Source organism: Streptomyces sp. NPDC048057 (genome assembly GCF_040653095.1).
Classification (GTDB): domain Bacteria; phylum Actinomycetota; class Actinomycetes; order Streptomycetales; family Streptomycetaceae; genus Streptomyces.
Genome location: NZ_JBEZNF010000026.1, coordinates 16,495 through 38,892 on the forward strand (window position 1 = coordinate 16,495; position 22,398 = coordinate 38,892).

The 22,398-nt window shown below is 73.9% G+C and carries 20 protein-coding genes; 12 read left to right on the forward strand and 8 right to left on the reverse strand.

Going from position 1 to position 22,398, the window contains the following annotated elements; all coding sequences use genetic code 11:
- Positions 1-17 precede the first annotated feature (17 nt).
- Entirely contained in the window at positions 18-836 is an 819-nt protein-coding gene (locus AB0E05_RS27390) for an ABC transporter permease (RefSeq protein ID WP_361968336.1), read from the forward strand.
- Positions 837-872: 36 nt separating this feature from the next.
- Here AB0E05_RS27390 and AB0E05_RS27395 read toward each other — a convergent pair whose 3' ends face one another.
- Positions 873-4,172: a BTAD domain-containing putative transcriptional regulator gene (locus AB0E05_RS27395; RefSeq protein WP_361968150.1), complete on the reverse strand. Its 3,300-nt coding sequence runs from the start codon at positions 4,170-4,172 to the stop codon at positions 873-875.
- Between the two features lie 108 nt (positions 4,173-4,280).
- Between AB0E05_RS27395 and AB0E05_RS27400 the strand changes: the two genes are divergently transcribed.
- Positions 4,281-5,087, forward strand: coding sequence for a site-2 protease family protein (locus AB0E05_RS27400; RefSeq protein ID WP_361968152.1), 807 nt, complete (start codon positions 4,281-4,283; stop codon positions 5,085-5,087).
- Between the two features lie 381 nt (positions 5,088-5,468).
- On the opposite strand, the gene AB0E05_RS27405 is transcribed toward AB0E05_RS27400, so the two are convergent.
- Positions 5,469-6,746 carry an MFS transporter gene (locus tag AB0E05_RS27405; RefSeq protein ID WP_361968154.1) on the reverse strand — a complete coding sequence of 426 codons (1,278 nt, stop codon included), beginning with the start codon at positions 6,744-6,746 and terminating at the stop codon, positions 5,469-5,471.
- 91 nt (positions 6,747-6,837) lie between these two features.
- Positions 6,838-7,443, reverse strand: a complete 606-nt coding sequence (locus AB0E05_RS27410; RefSeq protein WP_361968156.1) for a hypothetical protein — start codon at positions 7,441-7,443, stop codon at positions 6,838-6,840.
- Positions 7,444-7,532: 89 nt separating this feature from the next.
- On the opposite strand from AB0E05_RS27410, the gene npdG reads away from it, so the two are divergent.
- The gene (gene npdG / locus AB0E05_RS27415; RefSeq protein WP_361968158.1) at positions 7,533-8,246 is read left to right on the forward strand and encodes an NADPH-dependent F420 reductase; all 714 of its coding nucleotides are present in this window, start codon (positions 7,533-7,535) and stop codon (positions 8,244-8,246) included.
- 96 nt (positions 8,247-8,342) lie between these two features.
- Positions 8,343-8,519, forward strand: coding sequence for a hypothetical protein (locus AB0E05_RS27420; RefSeq protein ID WP_361968160.1), 177 nt, complete (start codon positions 8,343-8,345; stop codon positions 8,517-8,519).
- 369 nt (positions 8,520-8,888) lie between these two features.
- Here AB0E05_RS27420 and AB0E05_RS27425 read toward each other — a convergent pair whose 3' ends face one another.
- Positions 8,889-9,104 (reverse strand): hypothetical protein, encoded by a 216-nt coding sequence (locus AB0E05_RS27425; RefSeq protein WP_361968162.1) that lies wholly within the window; start codon positions 9,102-9,104, stop codon positions 8,889-8,891.
- 67 nt (positions 9,105-9,171) lie between these two features.
- Here AB0E05_RS27425 and map point away from each other — a divergent pair, with 67 nt between their 5' ends.
- On the forward strand, positions 9,172-10,029 hold the full coding sequence (gene map / locus AB0E05_RS27430; protein ID WP_361968164.1) for a type I methionyl aminopeptidase: 858 nt from the start codon (positions 9,172-9,174) through the stop codon (positions 10,027-10,029).
- Positions 10,030-10,206: 177 nt separating this feature from the next.
- Complete coding sequence (locus tag AB0E05_RS27435) at positions 10,207-10,878, forward strand: biliverdin-producing heme oxygenase (RefSeq protein ID WP_361968166.1); 672 nt, start codon at positions 10,207-10,209, stop codon at positions 10,876-10,878.
- 38 nt (positions 10,879-10,916) lie between these two features.
- Here the strand turns inward: AB0E05_RS27435 and AB0E05_RS27440 are convergent, their stop codons facing one another.
- The 3 genes from AB0E05_RS27440 to AB0E05_RS27450 all read right to left on the reverse strand — a co-directional run bounded on the left by AB0E05_RS27440 (position 10,917) and on the right by AB0E05_RS27450 (position 14,949).
- Positions 10,917-11,705: a PhzF family phenazine biosynthesis protein gene (locus AB0E05_RS27440; RefSeq protein ID WP_361968168.1), complete on the reverse strand. Its 789-nt coding sequence runs from the start codon at positions 11,703-11,705 to the stop codon at positions 10,917-10,919.
- A gap of 109 nt (positions 11,706-11,814) precedes the next feature.
- Complete coding sequence (locus tag AB0E05_RS27445) at positions 11,815-13,395, reverse strand: HtaA domain-containing protein (RefSeq protein WP_361968170.1); 1,581 nt, start codon at positions 13,393-13,395, stop codon at positions 11,815-11,817.
- Positions 13,396-13,482: 87 nt separating this feature from the next.
- Positions 13,483-14,949, reverse strand: coding sequence for an HtaA domain-containing protein (locus tag AB0E05_RS27450; RefSeq protein WP_361968172.1), 1,467 nt, complete (start codon positions 14,947-14,949; stop codon positions 13,483-13,485).
- 335 nt (positions 14,950-15,284) lie between these two features.
- Here AB0E05_RS27450 and AB0E05_RS27455 point away from each other — a divergent pair, with 335 nt between their 5' ends.
- The 5 genes from AB0E05_RS27455 (at position 15,285) to AB0E05_RS27475 (ending at position 20,386) form a co-directional block, all read left to right on the forward strand.
- Positions 15,285-16,286: an ABC transporter substrate-binding protein gene (locus tag AB0E05_RS27455; RefSeq protein ID WP_361968174.1), complete on the forward strand. Its 1,002-nt coding sequence runs from the start codon at positions 15,285-15,287 to the stop codon at positions 16,284-16,286.
- Positions 16,287-16,318: 32 nt separating this feature from the next.
- On the forward strand, positions 16,319-17,386 hold the full coding sequence (locus AB0E05_RS27460) for an iron ABC transporter permease (RefSeq protein ID WP_361968338.1): 1,068 nt from the start codon (positions 16,319-16,321) through the stop codon (positions 17,384-17,386).
- Entirely contained in the window at positions 17,383-18,228 is an 846-nt protein-coding gene (locus tag AB0E05_RS27465) for a heme ABC transporter ATP-binding protein (protein WP_361968176.1), read from the forward strand. The genes AB0E05_RS27460 and AB0E05_RS27465 overlap by 4 nt, the downstream gene beginning before the upstream one ends.
- 324 nt (positions 18,229-18,552) lie before the next feature.
- Positions 18,553-19,359: an FTR1 family protein gene (locus tag AB0E05_RS27470; RefSeq protein ID WP_361968178.1), complete on the forward strand. Its 807-nt coding sequence runs from the start codon at positions 18,553-18,555 to the stop codon at positions 19,357-19,359.
- Positions 19,352-20,386: a hypothetical protein gene (locus tag AB0E05_RS27475; protein ID WP_361968180.1), complete on the forward strand. Its 1,035-nt coding sequence runs from the start codon at positions 19,352-19,354 to the stop codon at positions 20,384-20,386. The genes AB0E05_RS27470 and AB0E05_RS27475 overlap by 8 nt, the downstream gene beginning before the upstream one ends.
- Positions 20,387-20,438: 52 nt before the next feature.
- Here the strand turns inward: AB0E05_RS27475 and AB0E05_RS27480 are convergent, their stop codons facing one another.
- Entirely contained in the window at positions 20,439-21,197 is a 759-nt protein-coding gene (locus AB0E05_RS27480; RefSeq protein ID WP_361968182.1) for a bifunctional DNA primase/polymerase, read from the reverse strand.
- Between the two features lie 374 nt (positions 21,198-21,571).
- Between AB0E05_RS27480 and ddaH the strand changes: the two genes are divergently transcribed.
- A complete protein-coding gene (ddaH, locus tag AB0E05_RS27485) occupies positions 21,572-22,396 on the forward strand; it encodes a dimethylargininase (RefSeq protein ID WP_361968184.1) in 825 nt (274 codons plus the stop codon).
- Positions 22,397-22,398 lie beyond the last annotated feature (2 nt).

Here is a 22,398-nt window from a genome sequence, read left to right on the forward strand (position 1 = left end):
CCGAGGGCGGCGCGAAGGTGACCGGGGCGGCGCCCGCCGCGCCCCGCCCCAAGGGCGAGGGCCGCATCGGACTGCGCGCCAATCTGCGGCACATCGGAGCGCTGGCCCGCCGCAACACCATGCAGATCAAGCACGACCCGGAGTCGATGTTCGACGTCCTGCTGATGCCGATCATCCTCACGCTGCTGTTCGTGTACGTCTTCGGCGGCGCGATCTCCGGCGTGGGCAACCAGGAGGGCTACGTCAACTACGTCGTGCCCGGGCTGATGGCGATGATGGGCCTGACGATCGCCATGGCGGTCGGCTCGGGCGTCAACGACGACTTCAAGAAGGGCGTGATGGACCGCTTCCGGTCCATGCCGATCGCCCGTTCGTCCGTCCTGATCGCGAAGGTCGTGATCGAGGCCGGCCGGATGCTCGTCGCCATGGTCATCCTGCTGGGCATGGGCTTCCTGCTCGGTCTGGAGGTCGGGGGCTCCTTCCTCGCGCTGCTGGCCGCCATGGCGCTGTCGCTGCTCTTCGGGGCGTCGCTGATGTGGATCTTCATCCTGTTGGGGCTGACCCTGCGCACCGCGCAGGCCGTCCAAGGGATCGGGATGCTCATCCTGATGCCGCTCCAGTTCGGCTCGTCGATCTTCGCCCCGCCGGACACGATGCCCGGCTGGCTGGAGACGTTCACCGACTACAACCCGCTCTCCAACCTGGCGGACGCGGCCCGCGCCCTGATCAACGGCACCCCCGTCGGCAACTCGGTGTGGATGACGCTGGCCTGGACGGCGGTGATCACCGCGCTCACCGCACCGCTCGCGGTCCGCAAGTTCCGCACCAAGACGTGAGCGGCACCCCCGGCACGGGGGCCGGGGGGGGGAAGCTCACCCGAGGGCGACGGCCTCTTCGAGGGGGAGGCCGGCGCCCTCGGCGTGCGCGGCGGAGAACGCGTCGTCCCCGAGCAGGGCCCGCAGCCGCGCCACCACCGCCTCGTGCTGCTCCGCCTCGTGGCGCGGCATGGCGTAGTCCGGCATCCGCTGGGCGTCGGCCGCGCCGAGGATGCGGGCGGCGTCCGCGGCCCGCTCGGGGTGGAGCGCGGACAGCGCACCCGCGGTCGTGACGAGTTGGGGCGCGACCATGTGCGGGGCGACCACCCGGCACAGCGGTGTCAGCGCGCCGTCCAGGGCCCGGCGGGCGCCGGTCAGGGCCCGCTCGTGGTGGCCTTCGAGGTGGTCCAGCCAGGCGAGGAAGCCGCTCACCATGTCCTCGAAGGCGACGAGCACGCTGGCCTGGAACTGGCCCAGCACCTGGGTCATCAGCTCCCGTGACTCCGCGGTCCGGCCGGTCCTGCCGAGCCACAGCCCGAGCACGATCCGGGCCACGGCGCTGGCCTCGTGGAAGTCGACGTCGTGGCCGGCGACGACCTCGCGGAGGATCGCCTCGCCCCGGGCGCCCTCCTCGGGGCCGAGCTCCATCAGCGCGCCGCCGAGCCGGGCCCGCAACACCGCGACCTGGCCGCTGGCGCCGATCCGCTCGGCGCGCTCGACGGCGGCGGCGAAGTCGGCGGCGGCTTCGGCGTAGTCGCCGCGCCGCTCCCGTGCCTCCGCGCGGGCGGACAGCGCCTCGGCCAGGCCCCAGGAGTCGCCGAGCCGGTGGAAGATCTCCAGCGCCTCGTCCGCGTCGCGGATGGCGTCGCCGGCCCAACGGGTCCGGTTGGCGAGGACGTTGGCCCGGGTCTCCAGCGCCGACGCCAGCTCCCACTCGTGTCCGGGCAGGGCCCGGCAGGTCCGTACGGTGCCGTTGAGCACCGCTTCGAGGGCTGCCAGGTCCCCGGTGAGCAGGACGGCGAAGAACCACATGGACGCCGGGTGGCGGCAGATCTGCGGCAGGCCGTCGTGGTAGACGCGGGTGACCCGGCGCAGTCGGTCCATGCCGTCGGGCGAACTCCACACCTCCATGTCGCGGTTGATCACCACCATGCGCAGCATGTCGTTGCTGCGGCGGGCCTCGGCGAGCAGGTGGGGCGGCCACGGCGGGGGGAGGTCGGTGGGGCGTTCGTGGACGGGCTCGGCGGGGCCGCAGTCCGGGCCGAAGGGGTCGGGGCCCAGTTCGCGGGCGGCCCCGGTCCAGTGGCGGGTCTCGGTCCGCAGGTCCTTCATCTGCCAGTACCAGGTGAGGGACAGCACGAGGGAGAGGACTTCTTGTTCCTCGCGGGCGGCGACGGCGCGGCGCAGCGCGGTGCGCAGGTTCTCGTACTCCAGGTCGAGCAGGATGAGCGCGGCCTGCTGGTCGGGGCCGCGCAGCCGGGGGTCGGTGACGCGGGCCAGCTCCCGGTAGTGGACGAGGTGGCGGCGCTCCACCGGGGTGCGTTCGCCGGAGTGGTCGAGGTGTTCGGCGGCGTATTCGGCGACGGTCTCCAGGAGTCGGTAGCGCATGCCGGCCGCGTCGTCGGGCACCGCGACGACCAGCGACTTGTCGACCAGCGCCGCCAGTGCGTCCAGCACGTCGCTCGACGCGGGCAGGTCCGGGCCGCACACCGCCTCCGCGGCCGGCAGCGCACACCCGCCGGCGAACACGGACAGCCGCCGCAGCACGGTGCGTTCGGCCTCGTCCAGCAGGTCCCAGGACCAGTCGACGACGGCCCGCAGGGTCTGCTGCCGGGGCAGTACGGTACGGCTGCCGCTGGTCAGCAGCCGGAAGCGGTCGTCCAGCCGGTCCGCGATCTGGCGCGGCGCGAGCGCCCGCAGCCGCGCCGCGGCCAGCTCCACCGCCAGCGGCAGCCCGTCGAGGCGCCGGCAGATCTCCGCGCACGCCGCGGGATCGTCCGCCACCCGGAACCCCGGGCGCGCCGCCGCGCCCCGGTCCGCGAGCAGCTTCAGCGCCACGTCCTGCGGCAGCGGGTCGACGGGCCGCACCACCTCCCCCGGCACCCCCAACGGCTCACGACTGGTCGCGAGCACGGTGACGTCGGGGCAGTCGCTGAGGAGGCGTTCCACCAGGGCGGCCGTGGTGCCCACCACGTGCTCGCAGTTGTCGACGATCAGCAGCATCCTGCGTCGGACGCACAGCTCGACCAGCCGCCGCAGCGGTTCGTCCTTCGTCCCTTCGGCGACCCTGATCTCTTCGGCGCCCGCGCCGCGCAGGACGGGTCCGCGTGCGCCGAGCGCGGCGAGGACGGCTTCGGGCACGGTCTCCGGGTCGTTCACGGGCGCGAGTTCCACCAGCCACACGCCGTCGGGGTGGTCGGCCGCGACCCGCTCCCCGGCCTCCTGGGAGAGCCGGGTCTTGCCGGACCCGCCGGGGCCGAGCAGGGTCACGAGCCGGGCGCGGTGCAGATCGTCACGCAGGGCCGCGATGTCGTCCTCGCGGCCGACGAAGGACGTCAGCCGGGCACGGAGGTTGCCGCGCGGGACCGGGACCGGGGCAGGAGGCGCGGGGGTCCGTACGGGCGCGGGCGCCGGCTCCGCGGGCGCGAGCAGCTCGCGGTGCAGGGCGATCAGTTCCGGGCCCGGGTCGGTGCCCAGCCGCTCCGCGAGGGAGCGGCGCAGCGTCTCGTACGCGTCCAGGGCGCGGGCGGGCCGGCCGGCGGCGCGCAGGGCGCGGATGTGCAGGGCGTGCAGGGGTTCGTCGAGGGGGTGGGCGGCGCACAGGGACGCCAGCTCCGGCAGGGTCTCCTCGGCCCGCCCCAGGGCCGTGAGCGCGGTCAGCCGGGTGCGTACGGCCTCCAGCCTGCGGGCCTCCAGGCGGGCGGCGTCCGCACCGCCGTCCGGGAGGTCCGCGAGCGCGGGGCCGCGCCACAGCGCGAGCGCGTCGTCCAGGACGTCCAGCGCCTTCGCGGCGTCCCCGTCGTCCAGGGCGCGCCGACCTTCGCCCGCGAGCCGGGTGAAGCGGTGCAGGTCCACGTCGTCCGGGTCGGCGCCGAGGCGGTAGCCGCCGCCGTCGGAGCGGACGGCGTCCGCGCCGATGGTGCGCCGCAGCCGGCCCACGAGGGCCTGGAGGGCGCCGGTCGCGTCCGCGGGCGGGTCGCCGTCCCACACCTCGGCGACGAGCGACGCCACGGGCACCGCCCGGCCGGCACGCAGTGCCAACACGGCCAGTAGCGCCCGCAGCCGGGCGCCGCCGATCGCGACGGGCACGCCGTCGTCGTCATGGACCTCGATGGTGCCGAGCAGCGAGTAACGCACCCGTTCATTGTCCCTAACGGCTTCTCCGGCTCCGCCGGGGTACGGACGGCGCCGCGCCGCGCCGGGTACGGTCGGTGCGCACGCCGTCACGTCACAGGAGTCGCGCCCATGACCGACACCGCCTCCCGCCGCAACGGCCGGGGCATCAGCCCCGTCTTCCTCGGGATCGTCGCGATCGGAGCGGTCTCGGGGTGGGCCGTGTGGACGGACTTCGGGAAGACCGCCGGGGTCGCCGTCTTCTTCTTCGTCACCGCGGCGTGGGTCGTCTCGCTCTGTCTGCACGAGTACGCGCACGCCCGCGCTGCCCTGCACGGCGGGGACGTCACCATCGTCGACAAGGGCTATCTGACGCTCAACCCGCTGGCCTACACGCACGCGCTGACCAGCGTGATCCTGCCGGTCCTCTTCGTGATCCTGGGCGGCATCGGCCTGCCGGGCGGCGCGGTCTTCATCGAACGCGGCCGGATCCGGGGCCGCTGGCGGCACAGCCTGATCTCGGCGGCGGGCCCGCTGACGAACGCGCTGTTCGCGGCGGTGTGCACGGCGCCGTTCTGGCTGGGCGGGCTGGACGGCGTCCCGGTCCTCTTCCAGTTCGCGCTGGGCTTCCTGGCGCTGCTCCAGATCACCGCGGCGATCCTGAACCTGCTGCCGGTGCCGGGGCTGGACGGTTACGGGGTGGTCGAGCCGTGGCTGTCCCCCGGCGTCCGCCGCCGCGTGGAGCCGATCGCGCCGTACGGCCTGCTGGTGGTGTTCGCCCTGCTCTTCCTCGTCCCGGAGGTGAACCGGGCGTTCTTCGACGTGGTGGACGCGGTGTTGCGGGGGCTGGGCGTGAGCGACCTGGAGTCGGGCTGCGGCTACGAGTACTACCAGTTCTGGCGCGGCGAAAACCCGGCGTGCGCGTCCTGGCTGCGCTGAGCCGCGCCGGGCAGCGGGGTCCCGGGCCCGGCGCTGCTGCCGGCGCCCCTCGCAGGTGCGTTGCCGTCTACGGCTTGGTGGTCGCTCGTCGCGCAGTATCCCCGCGCCCCTTAACGCACCACCCGCCGTGGCCCCGCGGGAGCACTGGCGTCTGCGGCCCGTCTGTGGCTTGTCGCGCAGTTCCCCGCGCCCCTGACATGCTCGCCGTTCCTCCGCGGGAGCACTGGTCTCTGCGGCTGCTCGGTGGCTACACCCATAGTTCCGAGCGCTGGGGCCCCCGTGCCCGCAGGGCGGGGCTTTTCAGGGGCGCTGGGGGCGGAACTGCGCGACAAACCACAGACGGGCCGCAGGCGTGAAGCGCGCCGGTGGCGAAGGCGCGGGCTATAGGGGGGCGGCTTCCTTTTCCGCGCGGCGGCGTTGGGCGTCCGTGTCCGTGGACGCGTCGTACGCCACCAGCTTCGGCATCGCCGCAGCCAACGCACCCACCACCGCCACGCACGCCACGCCCCCCGCCCACACCGCCGGCCGCGTCCCCGTCCAGCCGGCCATCGCGCCCGCCCTGACCTGGCCCATCTGGGGGCCGACGCTGTAGGACAGCACCTCGATGCCCGCGAGGCGGCCCCGGAGGCCGTCCGGGATCGTCTGGTTCCAGATGGTGCTGCGGGCCAGGCCGCTGAGCATGTCCCCGGCCCCGGCGAACGCCAGCGCCAGCAGCACCAGCCACACGCTGTCCAGCACCCCCGCCGCCACGATCCCCAGCCCCCACGCCATCGCCCCGAAGATCAGCAACAGGCCGTGCCGCTGGACGCGCGAGGTCCAGCCGCTCGTCAGGCTGAGGGCGACCGAGCCCACCGAGATGGAGGCGTACATCAGGCCCAGCGACCACTCCGCGCCCAGGTCGTCCGCGAGGAACGGGAAGATCGCCATCGGCGCGGAGAGCACCATCGCCAGCAGGTCGACCGCGTACGTCCCCATCAGCACCGGCCGCGACCAGGCGTACCGCGCGCCCTCCGCGATGCCGCGCAGCGACGGCCGCTCCGCGTCGCGCGCCGCCGGCGCCGGCGCCAGCCGCAGGCACATCACGACGGAGACCGCGAAGGTGACGATGGTGATGCCGTACGCCGTGGCGTGGCCCGCGTACGCCACCACCACGCCCGCCAGCGACGGCCCGAGGATGCCGCCCGCCTGCCAGCGCAGGGCGTTCAGCGCGGCTGCCGCGGTGAGTTGGTCGTGCGGCACGATGCGGGCCATCAGCGAGTCCAGCGCCGGCCGCTGGAGTCCGGCGAGTGCGGAGACGCCCGCCGCGACCACGTACAGCGGCCACAGCATCGGATCGGGCAGCAGCGAGTTCACCAGCAACAGCAGCGCCAGCAGGCCCAGGCCCGCCTCCGTCCACAGGATCACCTTGCGGCGGTCCATCGCGTCCGCGAGCGCCCCGCCGTACAGGCCGAACACCATCAGCGGCACCAGCTCGACGGCGCCCATGGCGCCGACCGCGAGCGGCGACTCGGTGAGGTCCTTGATCTGGAGCGGCAGGGCGATCATCGCCATGAAGCTGCCGAAGTAGGTGATCAGGCCCTGGCCCCACAGCAGCCGGAAGTCCCGGGAGGAGTGCCAGGGGGAGAGGTCGGGGAGTATCGCGGAGAGCTTGGACGCCACAACCGCTCATCGTCATGGTGGTCGGATGGCGTGGGCAAACGATTTTCCCCACGGCGGTCGCGCGATGCGGTGCGCGATGCGGTGGAGCCGCTCACCAGCGTTCCGGCGGCGGCGACGTGAGCTGGTCCACCAGCCGGGACACCCGGTCCCGGAAGTGGCGGCTGCCGCGCGCCACCGGCAGCCCGTTCTCCCCCGCCGCCGCGCTCACCAGGTGCTGCACGGTGTCCAGGTCGACCTCGTCGCGCTCCGGGCAGACCGACAGCCACTCGTGCGCCAGCCCCTGCACGTCCGCGTCGCCGCCGTCCAGCGCGAGCACCGTCGCCCCGCCCCGCCGGGCGTCGTGGACCCGCTCCAGGAGGACCTCGCCCGGGCTGGCCGGGGCCACCAGCAACAGCGTTTCGCCGCGGCGCACGCCGTGCAGCCGGTCCAGGCCCACCGCCAGGTGCGGCGGGTCGCCGGGGCGGGTGCCGTGGCGCACCAGGGTCGGCGTCAGCTCGGGGCGGCCCGACCAGGCCGCCTCGTCCACCAGGTGCGCGGCCAGGTGCCACGGCTCGTACTCCTCCGTCCCCACCAGCAGCAGCCCGCCACCGCGCGGGACCACGGACGACCGGAGGACCCCGGCGAACCGTCGGGCGGCGGCGGGCCAGCGCGTGCCCGCCAGGACCTCGCGCAGCAGCGCGACGCGTACGGCATCCATGGCCCCGCATCCTGGGGCACGCGCCGCCGGGGCAGGGGGCGGTTCGGGCGGACTCACCCGTACGTGTACCTGCCAGTAGGGTCGGGCGCATGACTTCCACTGACAACACCGCAGGCGCCGCCGCATCCGCCCCCAAGGACCCCTGGGAGCTGCCGGACGTGTCCGGGCTCGTCGTCGGCGTCCTCGGCGGCACCGGCGACCAGGGCCGGGGGCTGGCGTACCGGCTCGCCAAGGCCGGCCAGAAGGTGATCATCGGCTCCCGCGCCGCGGAGCGCGCCGAGGCCGCCGCGGCCGAGCTGGGCCTCGGCATCGAGGGCGCGGACAACTCCGCGTGCGCGCGCCGCAGCGACGCGGTGATCGTCGCCGTGCCGTGGGACGGGCACGCCAAGACGCTCCAGGCGCTGCGGGACGACCTCGCGGGCAAGCTGGTGATCGACTGCGTCAACCCGCTCGGCTTCGACAAGAAGGGCGCGTACGCCCTCAAGCCGGACGAGGGCAGCGCCGCCGAGCAGGCCGCCGCCCTGCTGCCGGCGTCGCGGGTGACCGCGGCGTTCCACCACCTGTCCGCGGTCCTGCTCCAGGACGAGTCCATCGACGAGATCGACACGGACGTGATGGTGCTCGGCGAGTCCCGCGCCGACACGGACCTCGTCCAGGCGCTGGCGGGCCGCATCCCCGGCATGCGCGGCGTCTTCGCCGGCCGGCTGCGCAATGCGCACCAGGTGGAGTCGCTGGTGGCCAACCTGATCTCGGTGAACCGCCGCTACAAGGCGCACGCGGGGCTGCGGGTCACCGACGTGTGAGCGCGGACGGGGCATGGGGGACACTGGACCGGGCGTCCGACGCGTGCCGCGCCGCGCCGCCCCTCGAACCACCAGGACCCGACAGGAGCCGACCCCATGCCCCGCCTCGCCGTCTACTCCCTCGCCGTCTGCGCGCTCGCCGTGGCCGCGGCGGTGGTCTCCTTCGTCCAGGGCATGTGGCTCGGGGTGGTGTGGGTGCTGCTGGCGGGGTTGTCGTCGAACATGGCGTGGTACTACATCCGCCGCGGCAAGGTCCGACCGGACGCGGGCTGACCCCCTGCGGCCCCGCCGCGCGCGGCCCGGCGCCGCCTTCCCCGCACCGTGTCCCCGCGCCCCTGCGAGTGCGCTGTCCTCGCGGCCCGGTGGTGTGCTCGCCGCGCAGTGTCCCCGCGCCCCTGAAAAGCCCCGCCCTGCGGGTGTGGGCTCACTGCTCCTGCTGCCCGCCTGTCGGGCAACCCAGGGGCGCTGGGGGTTCCCCCACGCCCTCTGGGCGTAGGCGGGGGTATCCCCGTGCCCGCAGGGCACCGGGGGCGGAAACCGCGCGAACAGCCGCAGAGGGGCCGCAGAAGCCAACGCACCCGCACGGGAACCGCGGGCTCCAGGGGTGCAGGGGTGCAGGGGTGCAGGGTGGCGTGAGGGGGGCTACTTCGGTGGGGGCTCGTGCCAGCGGGGGTCGGTGTCCCACTCCGCGTTGCGTTCCTGCGCCGACTCCATCGCGTGGGCCGCCTCCTTCGGCGTCGCATAAGGCCCGAACCGGTCCTTCGCCGGACACTCCGGCCCCTCCTCCACCTTCTGGTGCTTCAGGCAGTAGTACCACTCGCCCGGCTTCCCGGCCGTCCGCCGCTTGAACAGCGCCATCGCCAACGCCTCCCTCTTCCCTCTCGCTCCCCATGCTGCCCCACCAGCCGTGGTTAGACTCGCTGACATGTCTGGCCAGTCACTGCTCGTGCCGGGTGAGCTCTCCCCCACCCGCTCCGTTCCCGCCGCCGTCAAGCGTCCCGAATACGTCGGAAAGCCCGCCCCGACGCCGTACACCGGGCCGGAGGTGCAGGACTCCGAGACGGTCGAGCGGATGCGCGTCGCGGGGCGCATCGCCGCCCGGGCGATGGCGGAGGCCGCGAAGCACATCGCGCCCGGCGTCACCACGGACGAACTGGACCGGGTCGCGCACGAGTTCCTGTGCGACCACGGGGCGTATCCGTCGACCCTGGGCTACCGGGGCTTCCCCAAGTCGCTGTGCACCTCGGTGAACGAGGTGATCTGCCACGGCATCCCGGACTCCACGGTGCTGCGCGACGGCGACATCGTGAACCTGGACGTGACGGCGTACGTCGGCGGCGTCCACGGCGACAACAACGCCACGTACCTCTGCGGTGACGTGGACGAGGAGTCCCGGCTGCTGGTGGAGCGCACCCGGGAGTCGCTGAACCGCGCGATCAAGGCGGTGAAGCCGGGGCGGCAGATCAACGTCATCGGGCGGGTCATCGAGTCGTACGCCAAGCGCTTCGGGTACGGCGTGGTCCGGGACTTCACGGGCCACGGGATCAATTCCTCGTTCCACTCCGGACTGATCGTCCCGCACTACGACGCCCCGCACGCCACCACCGTCATCCAGCCGGGGATGACGTTCACGATCGAGCCGATGCTGACGCTGGGGACGCACGAGTACGACATGTGGGACGACGGCTGGACCGTGGTCACGAAGGACCGGAAGCGGACCGCGCAGTTCGAGCACACACTGGTGGTGACGGAGACGGGCACCGAGATCCTGACGCTCCCCTGACCGTCGGGGGGCGGGAAGTCTCCGACGACGGAGACAGGACGGGTTTTACCGACAGCACGTCGGGAACACATTGACTTAGGTAAGCCTAAGTAGAGAGAATCGGTGCTGGCAACAGCCGTGGGCCGCTGCCGTCAGTCCTGCCTGTCTCCGCCCGTCCCATCGCCCCGGAGGTCCGCCGTGGACGCCACTGCCGCTCCCGCCCCCGCCCCCTTCTCCCAGCTGCTGCGCTCCGCCACGCACGACAAGCACGACGAGGCGAACGCCTCCCCCTTCATAGGCCATCTGCTCGCCGGGCAGCTGGGCATCGAGGCGTACGCGCGCTACACCGAGCAGCTGTGGTTCGTGTACCGGGCGCTGGAGGAGGCCGCTCAGGCGCTGCGGGACGACCCGGTCGCGGGCCCGTTCGTCCGCGACGAGCTGATGCGGACCGCCGAGCTGGAGCGCGACCTCGCGCACCTGCGGGGCGAGCGCTGGTGGGAGGGCGCCCGGCCGCTGCCGGCGACGGCGGCGTACGTCGCCCGGATCGAGGAGTGCGCGCGGACCTGGCCCGCGGGCTACGTGGCGCACCACTACACCCGGTACCTGGGCGACCTCTCCGGCGGCCAGGTCATCCGCGACCAGGCCGAGAAGACCTGGGGCTTCAGCCGCAAGGGCGACGGGGTGCGGTTCTACGTGTTCGAGCAGATATCCAACCCGGCCGCGTTCAAGCGGACGTACCGCGCCCTGCTGGACGCGGTGGATGCGGACGACCTGGAGAAGCAGCGGATCGTGGACGAGTGCCGCCTCGCCTTCGACTACAACAGCGCGCTCTTCTGGGAGCTGAACGAGGCGTACCCGCTCAGCGCCTGAGCCGTACCGCCGCCGTACGGGCCGGCCCCGGGCCGGCCCTAACCCAGCGCCCGCAGCGCCTCCGCGACGCTCAGCCGGCGCGCGGGCACCGCGGCCGGCGGGGGTACGGGCACCAGCACCGGCGCTTGGGAGACCAGGCGCACCCGCCCGCCGAGCTCCACCTCGCCACCCGGGCCGGGGGCCGTCAGGATCTGCGACCCCCGGCCCTGAGTGATGTTCAGGGCCCGGCCCAGCCGGTCGGTGAGCACGAGGGCGGCCGTACCCGTCGCCTCGTCCTCCTCCGCCGCGTCACCGCCCCCGTCGCCGTCCACGCCCCCGTCCGCCGTGGCGAGCGGGCGGAACGCCCTGGCCCGCACCCGGCCCGCGGCCTCCTCCTCCCAGGCCCAGGCGTACCACCACTCCCCCGTCGCCGCTCCGGCCGGCGGCCCGGCGAGCGCGTCGACCTCGGCGGGTGACGCGTACTGCGCGAGCTCGCACGGCGGTGCCCAGTCGGCGCGGACCGTGATCCAGGTGAACTCCCCGTCGCTGCGCCCCCACACGGGCCCGGGCGGCGGGTTCAGCTCTTCCAGGTCGAGCAGCCAGGCGGCGCCGATCAGGGCGGCGACGGCGAAGGGCAGGGGTCGGCCGGGGGCGTGAACGTCGACGGATCCCCGCTCGGGGTCGTCGACGAACACGGTCTCGCCGCGGCCCACTTCGGCGGCGAGCGCCTGCCGGGCCTCGGGGCCGCGGAGGCGGCGGGCGTCGCGGAGGACCGAGACGGCGTTCCCGTGCCGGCCCTCGGCGGAGCAGAAGACGTGCAGCACGTCCAGCTGGTCGCGTTCGTTCACCCCGGCATTGAAGCACCGGAGGGCGGCGGTGTGCACACGCGCCAACGGCGGGACGGCGCCGGCCCGTTGGGTGCCGGCCCCGTCCCGCCGTCGTGCGGCGGGGTGCGGATCAGCCGGTGGCGTCGCGCTGTCCGCGGCGGCGGGCCAGGACGACGGCGCCCGCGCCGGCCGCGGCGACGCCCGCTGCGGCGGCCAGCAGTCCGGTCACCGGGACGTCGGCGCCGGTGTTGGCGAGGGCACCGCCCGTACCGCCGCCGACCGCGCCGCCCACGGAACCGTCCACCGCGCCTGAGACGGCACCGCCGACCGAGCCGCCGCCGACGGAGCCGCCCACGGAGCCTCCGCCGGTGCTTCCGCCCGTGCTGTCGCCGGCGCCGCCGCCGGTCGTGCCGCCGGACGAGGATCCGCCGGAGGAGGAGCCGCCGGACGTGGCGTCGGGCAGTTTCACCGACGTGTCGAGGGCGACCGCGACGTTCACCTTGTCCAGTTCCTCGCCCGGCTGGTACATGCCGCTGAACGCCTTGCTGCCGTCCGCGGTGAGCTTCGCCGGCACGCCGGTCAGCCGCACCAGCTTGTCCTTGGCCGTCAGCGCGTTCGCGGGGACGGTGAGGGCGGCGAGGCCGAGGTCGTTGTGGGTGGAGACCTTGCCGGTGGTCTTGTCCTTGGTGGACACGTCGGCGAGCAGCGTGCCCTTGGCGCCCTGCACCCGGACCTTGAGGTCGCTGAGCTTGAGGTCGAGCAGGTGGGTGCCCTGGATCTCGTGGCCGAGGAAGCGCACGGCGCCGTCGAAGGACGCGTCGAGGGACTTCTTGGCCGGGTCGAAGGTGCCCTTGCCCTTGGGGAAGCGGAACCCGGCGGCGTTGGTCTTGGCGCCGCCGGAGACCTCGATCCTGCCCTTGGCCATGCCGGTGGTGACGTACGAGCGGAAGCGCTCCTTGACGCCCCAGTCGAGGTTGCCGTCGACGATCGTGCCGTCGGGCGCCGCGGGCGGGTTGCTCGGCTTGCCCGACGGGTCGGGCGAGGGCTTCGTCGGCTCGGGGTCGGGGTCGGGCGAGGGGCGGTTCGGCATCTCGGCCTTCACCGTGAGGGTGGCCGCGTCCAGTTCCTCGCCCGCCTTGTACATCCCGAGGGCCGCGGCGCCCTCGGCGGTGAGGGTCGCCGGGATGTCCTTGAAGACCATGGCGCCGCCGGCGCCCTGCCCGGGGGACTTGTCCGTCAGGTCGAGCGCGGCGACCTGCACGTCCTGCTGCGTCTTGCCCTTGGCGGTGACGTCCGCGGAGATGAAGCCGCTGGTGCGGTTGGTGGTCAGCTTCAGGTCGGCGAGGCCGATCGTGTAGCCGTACTTGGTGGCGTCGAACGTGACGGAGCCCTTGAAGGCGGTCCGCACGCCGTGCTTGGACATGTCGTACGTGCCCGTGCCGCCGGTGAAGGCGAACGGGCCGTTGCCGGCGGCCTGTCGGGCGCCGCCGGCGACCGTGATGCTTCCCTCCGCGCGCTCGACGACGTGCTTGCGGAAGGATTCCTTGAAGCCCCAGTCGAGCGTGCCCTCCTTCAGCTCGTACGTGGGCGCGGCGGCGGGCCGCGCGTCGTCGCCGGCGGCGAAGGCCGGCAGGCTCAGGGCGGTGGCCCCGAGCGCGACCGCGGTGGCGGTCGCGGCGGCCACGGCCAGGGGGCGCCTTGTTGCTGACATCGGGTTCTGCTCCTGCGTGTCGGGGGATGGGGTTCAGGGGGGTGGCGCCGGCCGGGGTGGCCGGTCGGGCGCGGCTGACCGGGGGGTTCAGCCGGCTGCGGTGTCGGTCGTGGTGCCGTCGGTCGCGCGCCGACGGCGTACGACCACGAAGGCGAGGGCGAGGGCGGCGACCAACACGCCCGCGCCGATGGCGAGGTACGTCGCCGTGGTGGACCAGGACGACGACTCCGACGAAGAAGCGGCCGGGGCGGCGTCGGAGGCGGCCGGGACCGGCGTGGACGCGGACGGGGTCGCGGTGCCCGCGTCGCTGCCCAGGTCGGGCAGGGCGGGCAGTTGGGCCTTGGCGTCGACGGCGACCGCGAGCGACACCGGGTCCATCTCGGTGCCGGCCTTGTACATGTTCCCGAACGCCTTGGCGCCGTCGGCGGTGAGCGTCGCCGGGGCTTCGGTGAGGGTCGCGAGGCCCTCCTTCGGCGCGAAGTCCTTCGCCGCGAAGGTGATCAGGGGCACCGCCTTGGTGGTGACGCCGGCGCTGACGACGTCGGCGCGCAGGGTGCCGGTGCCGCCCGTGACCTTCGCGGTGACCTTGCTGAGGGTCAGGTCCAGGTTCTCCCCGGTGAAGCGGACGGAGCCGACGAAGGAGGCGTCGAGGCTCTGCTTCTGCGCGTCGTACGCCCCGGTGCCCTTGGGGAAGCGGAAGAGGGCCCCGCCGTCCTGCGCGCCGTCGGCGAGGGTCCACTTGCCCTGGGCGATCGAGCCGGTGACGTACTCGCGGAAGGTGCGGCGCACGCCCCAGTCGACGGCGGCGTCGCGGACCGCGCCCTGCGCTGCGTCCTTGCTGTCCTTGGTGTCCTTGGAGTCCTTGGTGTCCTTGGCCCCGCTGCTGGCCGACGGCTGCGGCTGCTTCGGCTGCTCCTGCTTCGGGGGCGCGTTCACGAGGTCGACGCTGAGGCTGATCGGGTCCAGCGCGGTGCCGGCGGTGTAGAAGCCGGCGAAGGCGGTGGCGCCCTGGGTGGTGAGGGTGGCGGGGACGTTGGCGAGCCGGATCGGTCCGCTGCCCCCCTTCATGTTGATGCCGGAGAGGTTGAGGGAGGCGAAGGGGACCTGGGAGGTCGAGGTGACCTTCCCGGTGCCCCTGGCCTTGCTGACCATGTCGACGTGGAGGGTGCCGCGACCGCCCGCGATCCGCACGGTGGGGCGGCTCACCGACAGGTCCAGCTCGTGACTGCCGCTCGACGTGCGGTGGCCGGTGAAGTGGACCCCGCCGCCGAAGCGGGCTTCGAAGGCGCCGGTGGCCGGGTCGTAGGACCCCTTGGCGGAGTGGAAGCGGAACTGTCCGGCGCCGACCGTGGCCGCGCCGGACGTCAGCCGGTAACCGCCGTTGGCGATGGGCCCGGTGACGTACGTCTGGAAGGACTTCTTGATGCCCCAGTCGAGCCTGCCGCCCTGCACCGTGCTCTGCGCCGCGTGGGCGGCGGTGGCCGGGAGCAGGGCTCCGAGCAGGGCCGCGAGCAACGCCACGGCGAAGGCTCGGGCCGTTCGGTACGGCGGCATGGGATCCCTCCAGGGGTACGGCGCCGTGCGCTCGGGCGCGCGGCAGAAGTCGGGTGCGGGGAGACGGGTTCGGGTACGGGCCGGTGGACGCCTGCGGGCCGCGCGGGAACGCACGCCGGAGACGGACGGCCCGTCGCCCGGGCACGGAACGGGCACGGGTCGGGCAACCGGCACCCACCCACCCTGGCCAGCAAGGTAAGGCTAACCTAAGCTATCTCCAGCCTGGGCCGGTAGTCCCCGTACCGCCCGATTCGCGGCCCCGACCCTGGTGACCGCAGCTGACGACGGACAGACAGGACGGTGCCCCCGTGCCCTCGGACCGCAGAACCCCCTTGGTGCGTACGGCACTCGCCGCGCTCGCCCTCGCCATCGGTCTCACGGCGACCGGCTGCGGCGGCGACACCACCGCGAAACCGGACAGGGGCGGCTCCGCCGAGGCCCCCGCCGACCGGGTCGAACCGCTCGCCGGCAAGCCGACGCCGAAGCTCCCGGTGACCGTCCCCTCCGCGGACGGCAAGCAGGTCACGGTGGCCTCCGCCGAGCGGATCGTGCCGCTCTCCGGCTCCCTCAGCGAGATCGTGTACACCCTCGGGCTCGGGGACCGCGTCGTCGCCCGCGACGTCACCGCCACCTTCGAACAGGCCGCGGAACTCCCGGTGGTGACCCGGGGCCACGACGTCTCCGCGGAGAGCGTGCTGTCCCTGAGGCCCACCCTCGTCCTCGCGGACACCACCACCGGCCCCGACGAGGCCGTGGCGCAGATCCGCGACGCCGGTGTGCCGCTCGTCACCGTGGAGGCCGCGAAGGGCCTCGACGACGTGCGGACCCGGATCGAGGCGGTCGCCGGCGCGCTCGGCGTTCCGGCCGCCGGTGCCGAACTCGTCGAGCGCACCGAGTCCCGCATCGCCGCCGTCCAGAAGACGATCCCGAAGCCCGCCGAGGGCAAGCAGCCGCGCGTCGCCTTCCTCTACCTGCGCGGCTCCGCCTCCGTCTACCTCCTCGGCGGCGCCGACTCCGGCGCGTCGTCCCTGTTGGAAGCGGCCGGCGCGATCGACGCCGGCAAGGAGTCCGGACTCACCAAGGACTTCACCGCCATCACCAGCGAGGCGCTGGCGAAGGCCGCGCCGGACGCGATCCTCGTGATGAGCAAGGGCCTGGCCTCCGTCGACGGCGTCGACGGGCTGGTGAAGATCCCCGGCGTCGCCCAGACCCCGGCCGGCATGGACCGCCGGGTCGTCTCCGTCGACGACGGCGTCCTGCTGAACTACGGGCCGCGCACCGACCAGGTCCTCGCCTCGCTCGTCGACCAGCTCCACGGGCAGGGGAAGGTCGCGTGACGGCGCCGACCGACTCCCGGCCGCGCACCGCGGTGCCACCGCCGGCGGCCGAATCCCCCGCGCCGCGCCGCCGCCGCTCCGCCTCAGCGCTGCTGACGGTGGGGCTGCTCACCGCGCTCGTCGCCGTCGCCCTCGTCTCGGCAGGGTACGGCGCGTACGACATCCCGCTGGGCGACGTGATCACCTCCGTGCAGCACCGCATCGGGCTCGGCGGGCAGGCGCTCGACCGGGTCGGCGAGAGCGTGCTGTGGAACGTACGGCTGCCGCGGGTCGTCCTCGCGCTGCTGGTGGGTGCCTCGCTGGGGTGCGCCGGAGCCCTGATGCAGGGCGTCTTCGGCAATCCCCTGGCCGAACCCGGGATCATCGGGATCTCCGCGGGCGCCGCGGTGGGCGCGGTCGGCTCCATCGCGCTCGGCCTGAGCTTCTTCGGCAACTGGACCATCACCGCGTGCGCGTTCGTCGCCGGCCTGGCGACGGTGCTGCTGGTGTACGCGATGTCCCGGTCGGGCGGGCGTACGGAGGTGGTCACGCTCATCCTCACCGGGGTCGCCGTGAACGCCTTCGCCGGCGCGCTCATCGGGCTGTTCATCTTCTTCGCCGACAACGCCCAGATCACCCAGATCACCTTCTGGCAGCTCGGCTCGCTCTCCCAGGCGACCTGGCCCAAGGTGCTCGCCGTGCTGCCGTGCACCCTGCTCGGGCTGCTCGTCGCGCCCTTCTACGCGCGCAAGTTGGACCTGCTGGCCCTCGGCGAGCGGCCGGCGCGGCACCTCGGCGTCGACGTGGAGCGGCTGCGGCTGACCCTGATCCTGGTCGTGGCGCTGCTGACGGCCGCGGCGGTCGCCGTCGCCGGGATCATCACCTTCGTCGGCCTGCTGGTGCCGCACCTGCTGCGGATGGCGAACGGGCCGGGGCATCGCTTCCTGGTGCCCGGCAGCGCGCTCGGCGGCGCGCTGATGCTGGCCGCGGGGGACTTGGCGGCCCGTACGGTCGCCGAGCCGGCGGAGCTGCCGCTCGGGGTGCTCACCGCGCTCTTCGGCAGCCCGTTCTTCTTCTGGTTGTTGCGCAGGACCCGTCGTCGGCAAGGAGGCTGGGCATGAGGGGGCTGTTCTCCGTACGCGAGCGGGAGCTGCCGGGGCGGCCGGCGCCCGGTGACGTCCTCGCTCAGGCGCACGGGCTGCGGCTGCGGCTCGGCGACCGCGAAGTGCTGTCGGGCGTGGACCTGGAAGCCCGCGCCGGCGAGGTGCTCGCGCTGGTGGGCCCCAACGGGGCGGGCAAGTCCACGCTGTTCGCCGCGCTCGCCGCGGATCTGGCGCCGGACGCGGGAACGGTACGGATCGCGGGCCGCCCCGCCGGCGACTGGACGCCGCGCGACCTCGCCCTGCGGCGCGCCGTGCTCCCCCAGTCCTCCTCGCTCTCCTTCCCGTTCCCGGTGGCGGAGGTCGTCCGGATGGGGCGCGCGCCGTGGGCGGGGACGGCGCGGGAGGACGAGGACGAGGCGGCGGTGACGGAGGCGCTGCGGGCGACGGAGACGGAGGGCTTCGCGGACCGCGCCTTCTCCGACCTGTCCGGCGGCGAACGCGCCCGGGTCGCACTGGCCCGCGTCCTCGCGCAGCGGACGCCGCTGTTGCTGCTCGACGAGCCGACGGCGGCGTTGGACCTACGGCACCAGGAGTTGGTGCTGCGGATCTGCCGGGGGCGGGCGGAGGCGGGGGACGCGGTGGTCGTCGTCCTGCACGACCTCGGCCTGGCGGCGGCGTACGCGGACCGGGTGGCGGTCCTGGACGGGGGCGGGGTGGAGGCGGTGGGTGCGCCGGCGGAGGTGCTGGAGCCGTCGCTGCTGACCCGCGTGTACCGGGAGCCGGTGGAGGTCTTCCCCCACCCCCGCCACGGCACCCCCGTGATCCTCCCCACGCGCGGAGCCGCGGAGCACTTGGCGTGAGCGCTCCCGCCTGCGGGCCTGCCCGCGCCTGCGTTGGTCTCTGCGGCCGGGCGGCGGGCTTGTCGCGCAGTTCCGCCCCCTACGCCCAGAGGGCGTGGGGGGACCCCCAGCGCCCCTAGACAACCCCGCCGCTTCCCCGCGAGAGCGTTGTTGCCCGCGGCTGGTCTGTGGTTGATCGCGCAGTTCCTCCCCCTACGCCGAGGGGCGTGGGGGGAGGAATTGCACGAACAACCGCAGTCACTCCCGCACAGAACCGCGCGGTAGCGCAGAAGCGTCCACGCAGGGAGGGGCGAGGACGCCCCAGCTCGCACGAGGGGGACGGGTTTGGACGGGACGTACTTGTACGGGCTGCGCGTCGGGCTCGCCGTCGGGGCCGGCATCGCCCTGCAACTCGCCCTCGTCGCGCGGACGAAACACACCCGCCCCGTGTGGATCACCACCGCCACCACCACCGCCCTCTTCCTCGGACTCGGCGGGCTCCTCGAATTCGGCTCCCGACAGCCCACGCCCGAAACCCGCAGCCTCGTCACCGGCACCCTCGCCCTCGCCGCCGTCGCCGCCGTGACCTGGTTCGTCGTCCGCCTCCGCACCCGCAGGCCCGCCCCCGCACCCCTCCTCGTCGCCGTCACCGCACTCCTCATCGGACGCGAAGGGCTGGAGGGCGCCCTGTACTTCTGGTCCGCCGCCCGCGCCGCGACCGGGGTCAGTGCCAGCGCACAGCCCCTGCTCGGGCTGGCGCTGGGGCTCGCGAACGCGCTGCTCGCGGCGTGGGGGCTGTACGCGGGCGCCCGCCGCGCCGGACCGGACCGGACCGCCCGCTGGACCGCCGCCGCGCTCAGCGTGATCGCCGCGGGGATGCTGGTGCAGGGCGTCAGCGCGCTCCAGGACGCCGGCGCCACCGGCAGCGCCGCGCAGCCCGCGGCGTACGACCTCACCGCCACCGTCCCGCCGGACAGTTGGTACGGCACGACCCTCAACGGCCTCGTCCACTTCCTGCCCGATCCGACCGTCCTCCAGGTCACCGTCTGGTTCCTGTACGCGGTCCCGGCGCTCCTCTTCGCCCTCGCCCCGATAGGGTTCGGTCGTTCAGTCGGGGGCGCGGGTGTCAAGGAGAAGACGACCGATGGGTAGGCCGATTCGGGTGGGTGCGCGAGGCCGTAGCGGCAGTCGCAGCGGGAACCACGTCCGCAACCGCAACCTCGCGGCGGCGACCGCCGCACTCGCGCTGACCGCGACGGGCTGCGTGACCGTCCACGGCGAGCGGGAGGTCGTGCCGACGGCGACGCAGGCGGAGGCGGAGCGGGCGCTGGAGGAGTTCACCGCCGCGTACAACGACCGCTTCAGGACGTACGATCCGACGCTGCACGCCGACCGGCTCGCCGGCCCGCTGAGCGCGGTCAACCGGGCCGGCATGACGTCGCAGCGGGCGAAGTCCCCGGGCGGCAACCCCAACCACCGGGCCCTGGAGCTGACGGACGCCTCGTACTCCATACCGAAGAAGGCGGGTTGGCCGCGGTACTTCCTCGCGGACGCGGACGCCAACTGGGACGGGGGCCGCCAGCAGGACGAGCGCTGGCTGCTGGTGTTCCTGCGCGAGGGCCCGGCCGAGAAGTGGCGGGTGGCCTACCTCAACACCTTGGCCCCGGACCGGGTGCCGGAGTTGAAGACCGACGGCGACGGCTTCGCCGTGCCGGTCCCCGTCGACACGGCGTCCCTGGTGAGCGCGCCGTCCGCGCTGGCGAAGAACTACTCCTCGTACCTCCAGTCCGGCGCTCCCCCGCTCTTCAAGGACGGGCCGGACACCTCCCAGTGGCGCGACGCGCGCCGTGGGCCGTCCGCGCCGGGCACCACGACGCAGTGGATCGACCAGCCGGTGAACTCCTGGGACTCCGCCCCGCTCGGGTTCGCCACGGAGGACGGCGGGGCGCTCGTCTTCTTCACCGCCCGGACGTACGAGCGCCAGACCGCGGCGAAGGGCGTGCAGCTCAGCGTGCACCCGGACCTGAAGCCGCTGCTGACGGGCGAGGTGAAGAAGTCGGTGACGAAGGAGCGCGTCTCGGGCCTGGCCGCCCACGTCCCGGCCGCGGCGGGCGGCGCCGACGGCAAGGTCGACGTACTCAACCGGATGTCCGGCCTCACGTCCGTGAAGGGCGAGTGAGGGCGGGCCGGGCAGGGGACCCGACGGGGTGTGACGGGAGCCGGGCCGCGGCTCAGCGGTGCAGCGGCCAGGGTTCCTCGTGGTGCAGCGCGTACCGCGCGCACGCGTCCGTCAGCGCGCCGAGCAGTGTGAGCGGCTCCGGGAGCAAGTGTTCGGGGCCGCGGACCCAGGTGACGGCGTGGTCACCGGGCAGCAGCGCGGGCGGCACCAGGACGTAGCTGCCGCGGCAGTGCCACCGCAGGCCCGGGTGCTCGTCCATCGTCTCGGGGTGGCAGTCCAGCTCGCAGGGCCACCACTCGTCCTCGTCCTCCGGGGTGCCGCGGGTGGCGGTGAAGAACAGCGCCCGGGCCTCCTCGCCCTCGCCCCCGGACTCGGCGACCGGCCCGACCTCGACGCCCTGCTCCAACAGCCGCTCCAGCGCGTTGCGGCCGGCTTCCAGGGGGACGTCGAGCACGTCGTGGACCATGCCCGTGGCGGTGATGAAGTTCGCCCGCGGCTCGCCCTGCGCCCAGCGCTGGATCTGTACGGGGTCGGTCGTGGCCTGGGTCTGCCAGGCGAAGGAGACCGGGTGCCGGCCGGGGGTGGGACAGCCGATGCGCTCGCAGGAACAGCGGTACGCGACGGGGTAGGCGGCGGGTGCCAGCGGCAGCCCCGCGGCAGCGGCGGCGAGCAGCAGGTCCTCGCGTCGGGCTTCGGAGACGGCGCCGTGGTCGGGGGCGGAGTCCTTCGAGCGCCTGCGCAGCCACTGCGCGAGGCGGCTCTCCCCGGGGAGTCTCTCCGTGCCGCGGTATCGACCTTTACCGTCGCCCATCTATCCCCTCACACATCACGCTCGCCCCTCGCGGTCCCTGCCATGGTCCCACCATCCTGCTCCGCGGGTGTCCACTGTCCCCAACCGGGGGGCCTCTCGACTCATTCCAGGGCGCACGGAAGCGGGGTGCGGGATACTGCGCGACCGGCGCGCGTTCCGGCGCACCGCCCGGCGCACGCCCGGTTTCTGCACGGTTCCGACGAAGGAACGGTGGGTGGAGTTTCGTAGGAAACCGCGAAACCTCCCGGAAAACCACGGAAAAGGGCCGCCCGCGCCGATGTCCCGCCGCACGGTCGGCACGCTTCGGGCGGGGCGGCCCCACCATGGCTCCACGCACACCCGCGTACCCGACGTCTCCGTGTGAGGAGCCTTCTTTGCGCTCATCGCTTCGTGACGCATCGCCGCGCCGCTACCTGATGTGCCCACCCGCGCACTTCAGGGTGACGTACTCCATCAACCCGTGGATGGACCCGGCGAAACCCGTCGACCTGCCCCTGGCCATGACCCAGTGGGAGGACCTGCGCGACCGCTACCGCGCCCTCGGCCACACCGTGGAGCTGTTGGCTCCGCGGCCGGGCCTGCCCGACATGGTCTACGCCGCGAACGGCGCGACCGTCATCGACGGCCGGGTGCTCGGCGCCCGGTTCGCCCATCCGGAACGCCGGCCGGAGGCCGCGGTCCACCTGGAGTGGTTCCGTACCGCCGGGTTCACCGAGGTCCACGAGCCGGCGCACGTCAACGAGGGCGAGGGGGACTTCGCGGTCACCTCGTCGTACGTGCTGGCGGGGCGGGGCTTCAGGTCGTCCCCGCTCTCCCACGACGAGGCGCAGGAGTTCTTCGGCCGGCCCGTGATCGGTCTCGACCTGGTCGATCCGCGCTACTACCACCTCGACACCGCGCTGTGCGTGCTGGACGGGGCGGCGGACGAGGTCATGTACTACCCGGGCGCTTTCTCGCCGGGCAGTCGGTCGGTGCTGGCCCGGCTGTTCCCCGACGCGCTGGTGGCCGGGGAGCCCGACGCGGCGGCGCTGGGGCTGAACGCGGTCAGCGACGGGCGGCACGTGCTGTTGCCGCAGGCGGCGGTGGGGCTGTTCGAGCCGCTGCGGGACCGGGGCTTCGAGCCGATCGGGATGGATCTGGGCGAGCTTTTGAAGGGCGGCGGCAGCGTGAAGTGCTGCACGCAGGAGTTGCGGCCCTGAGC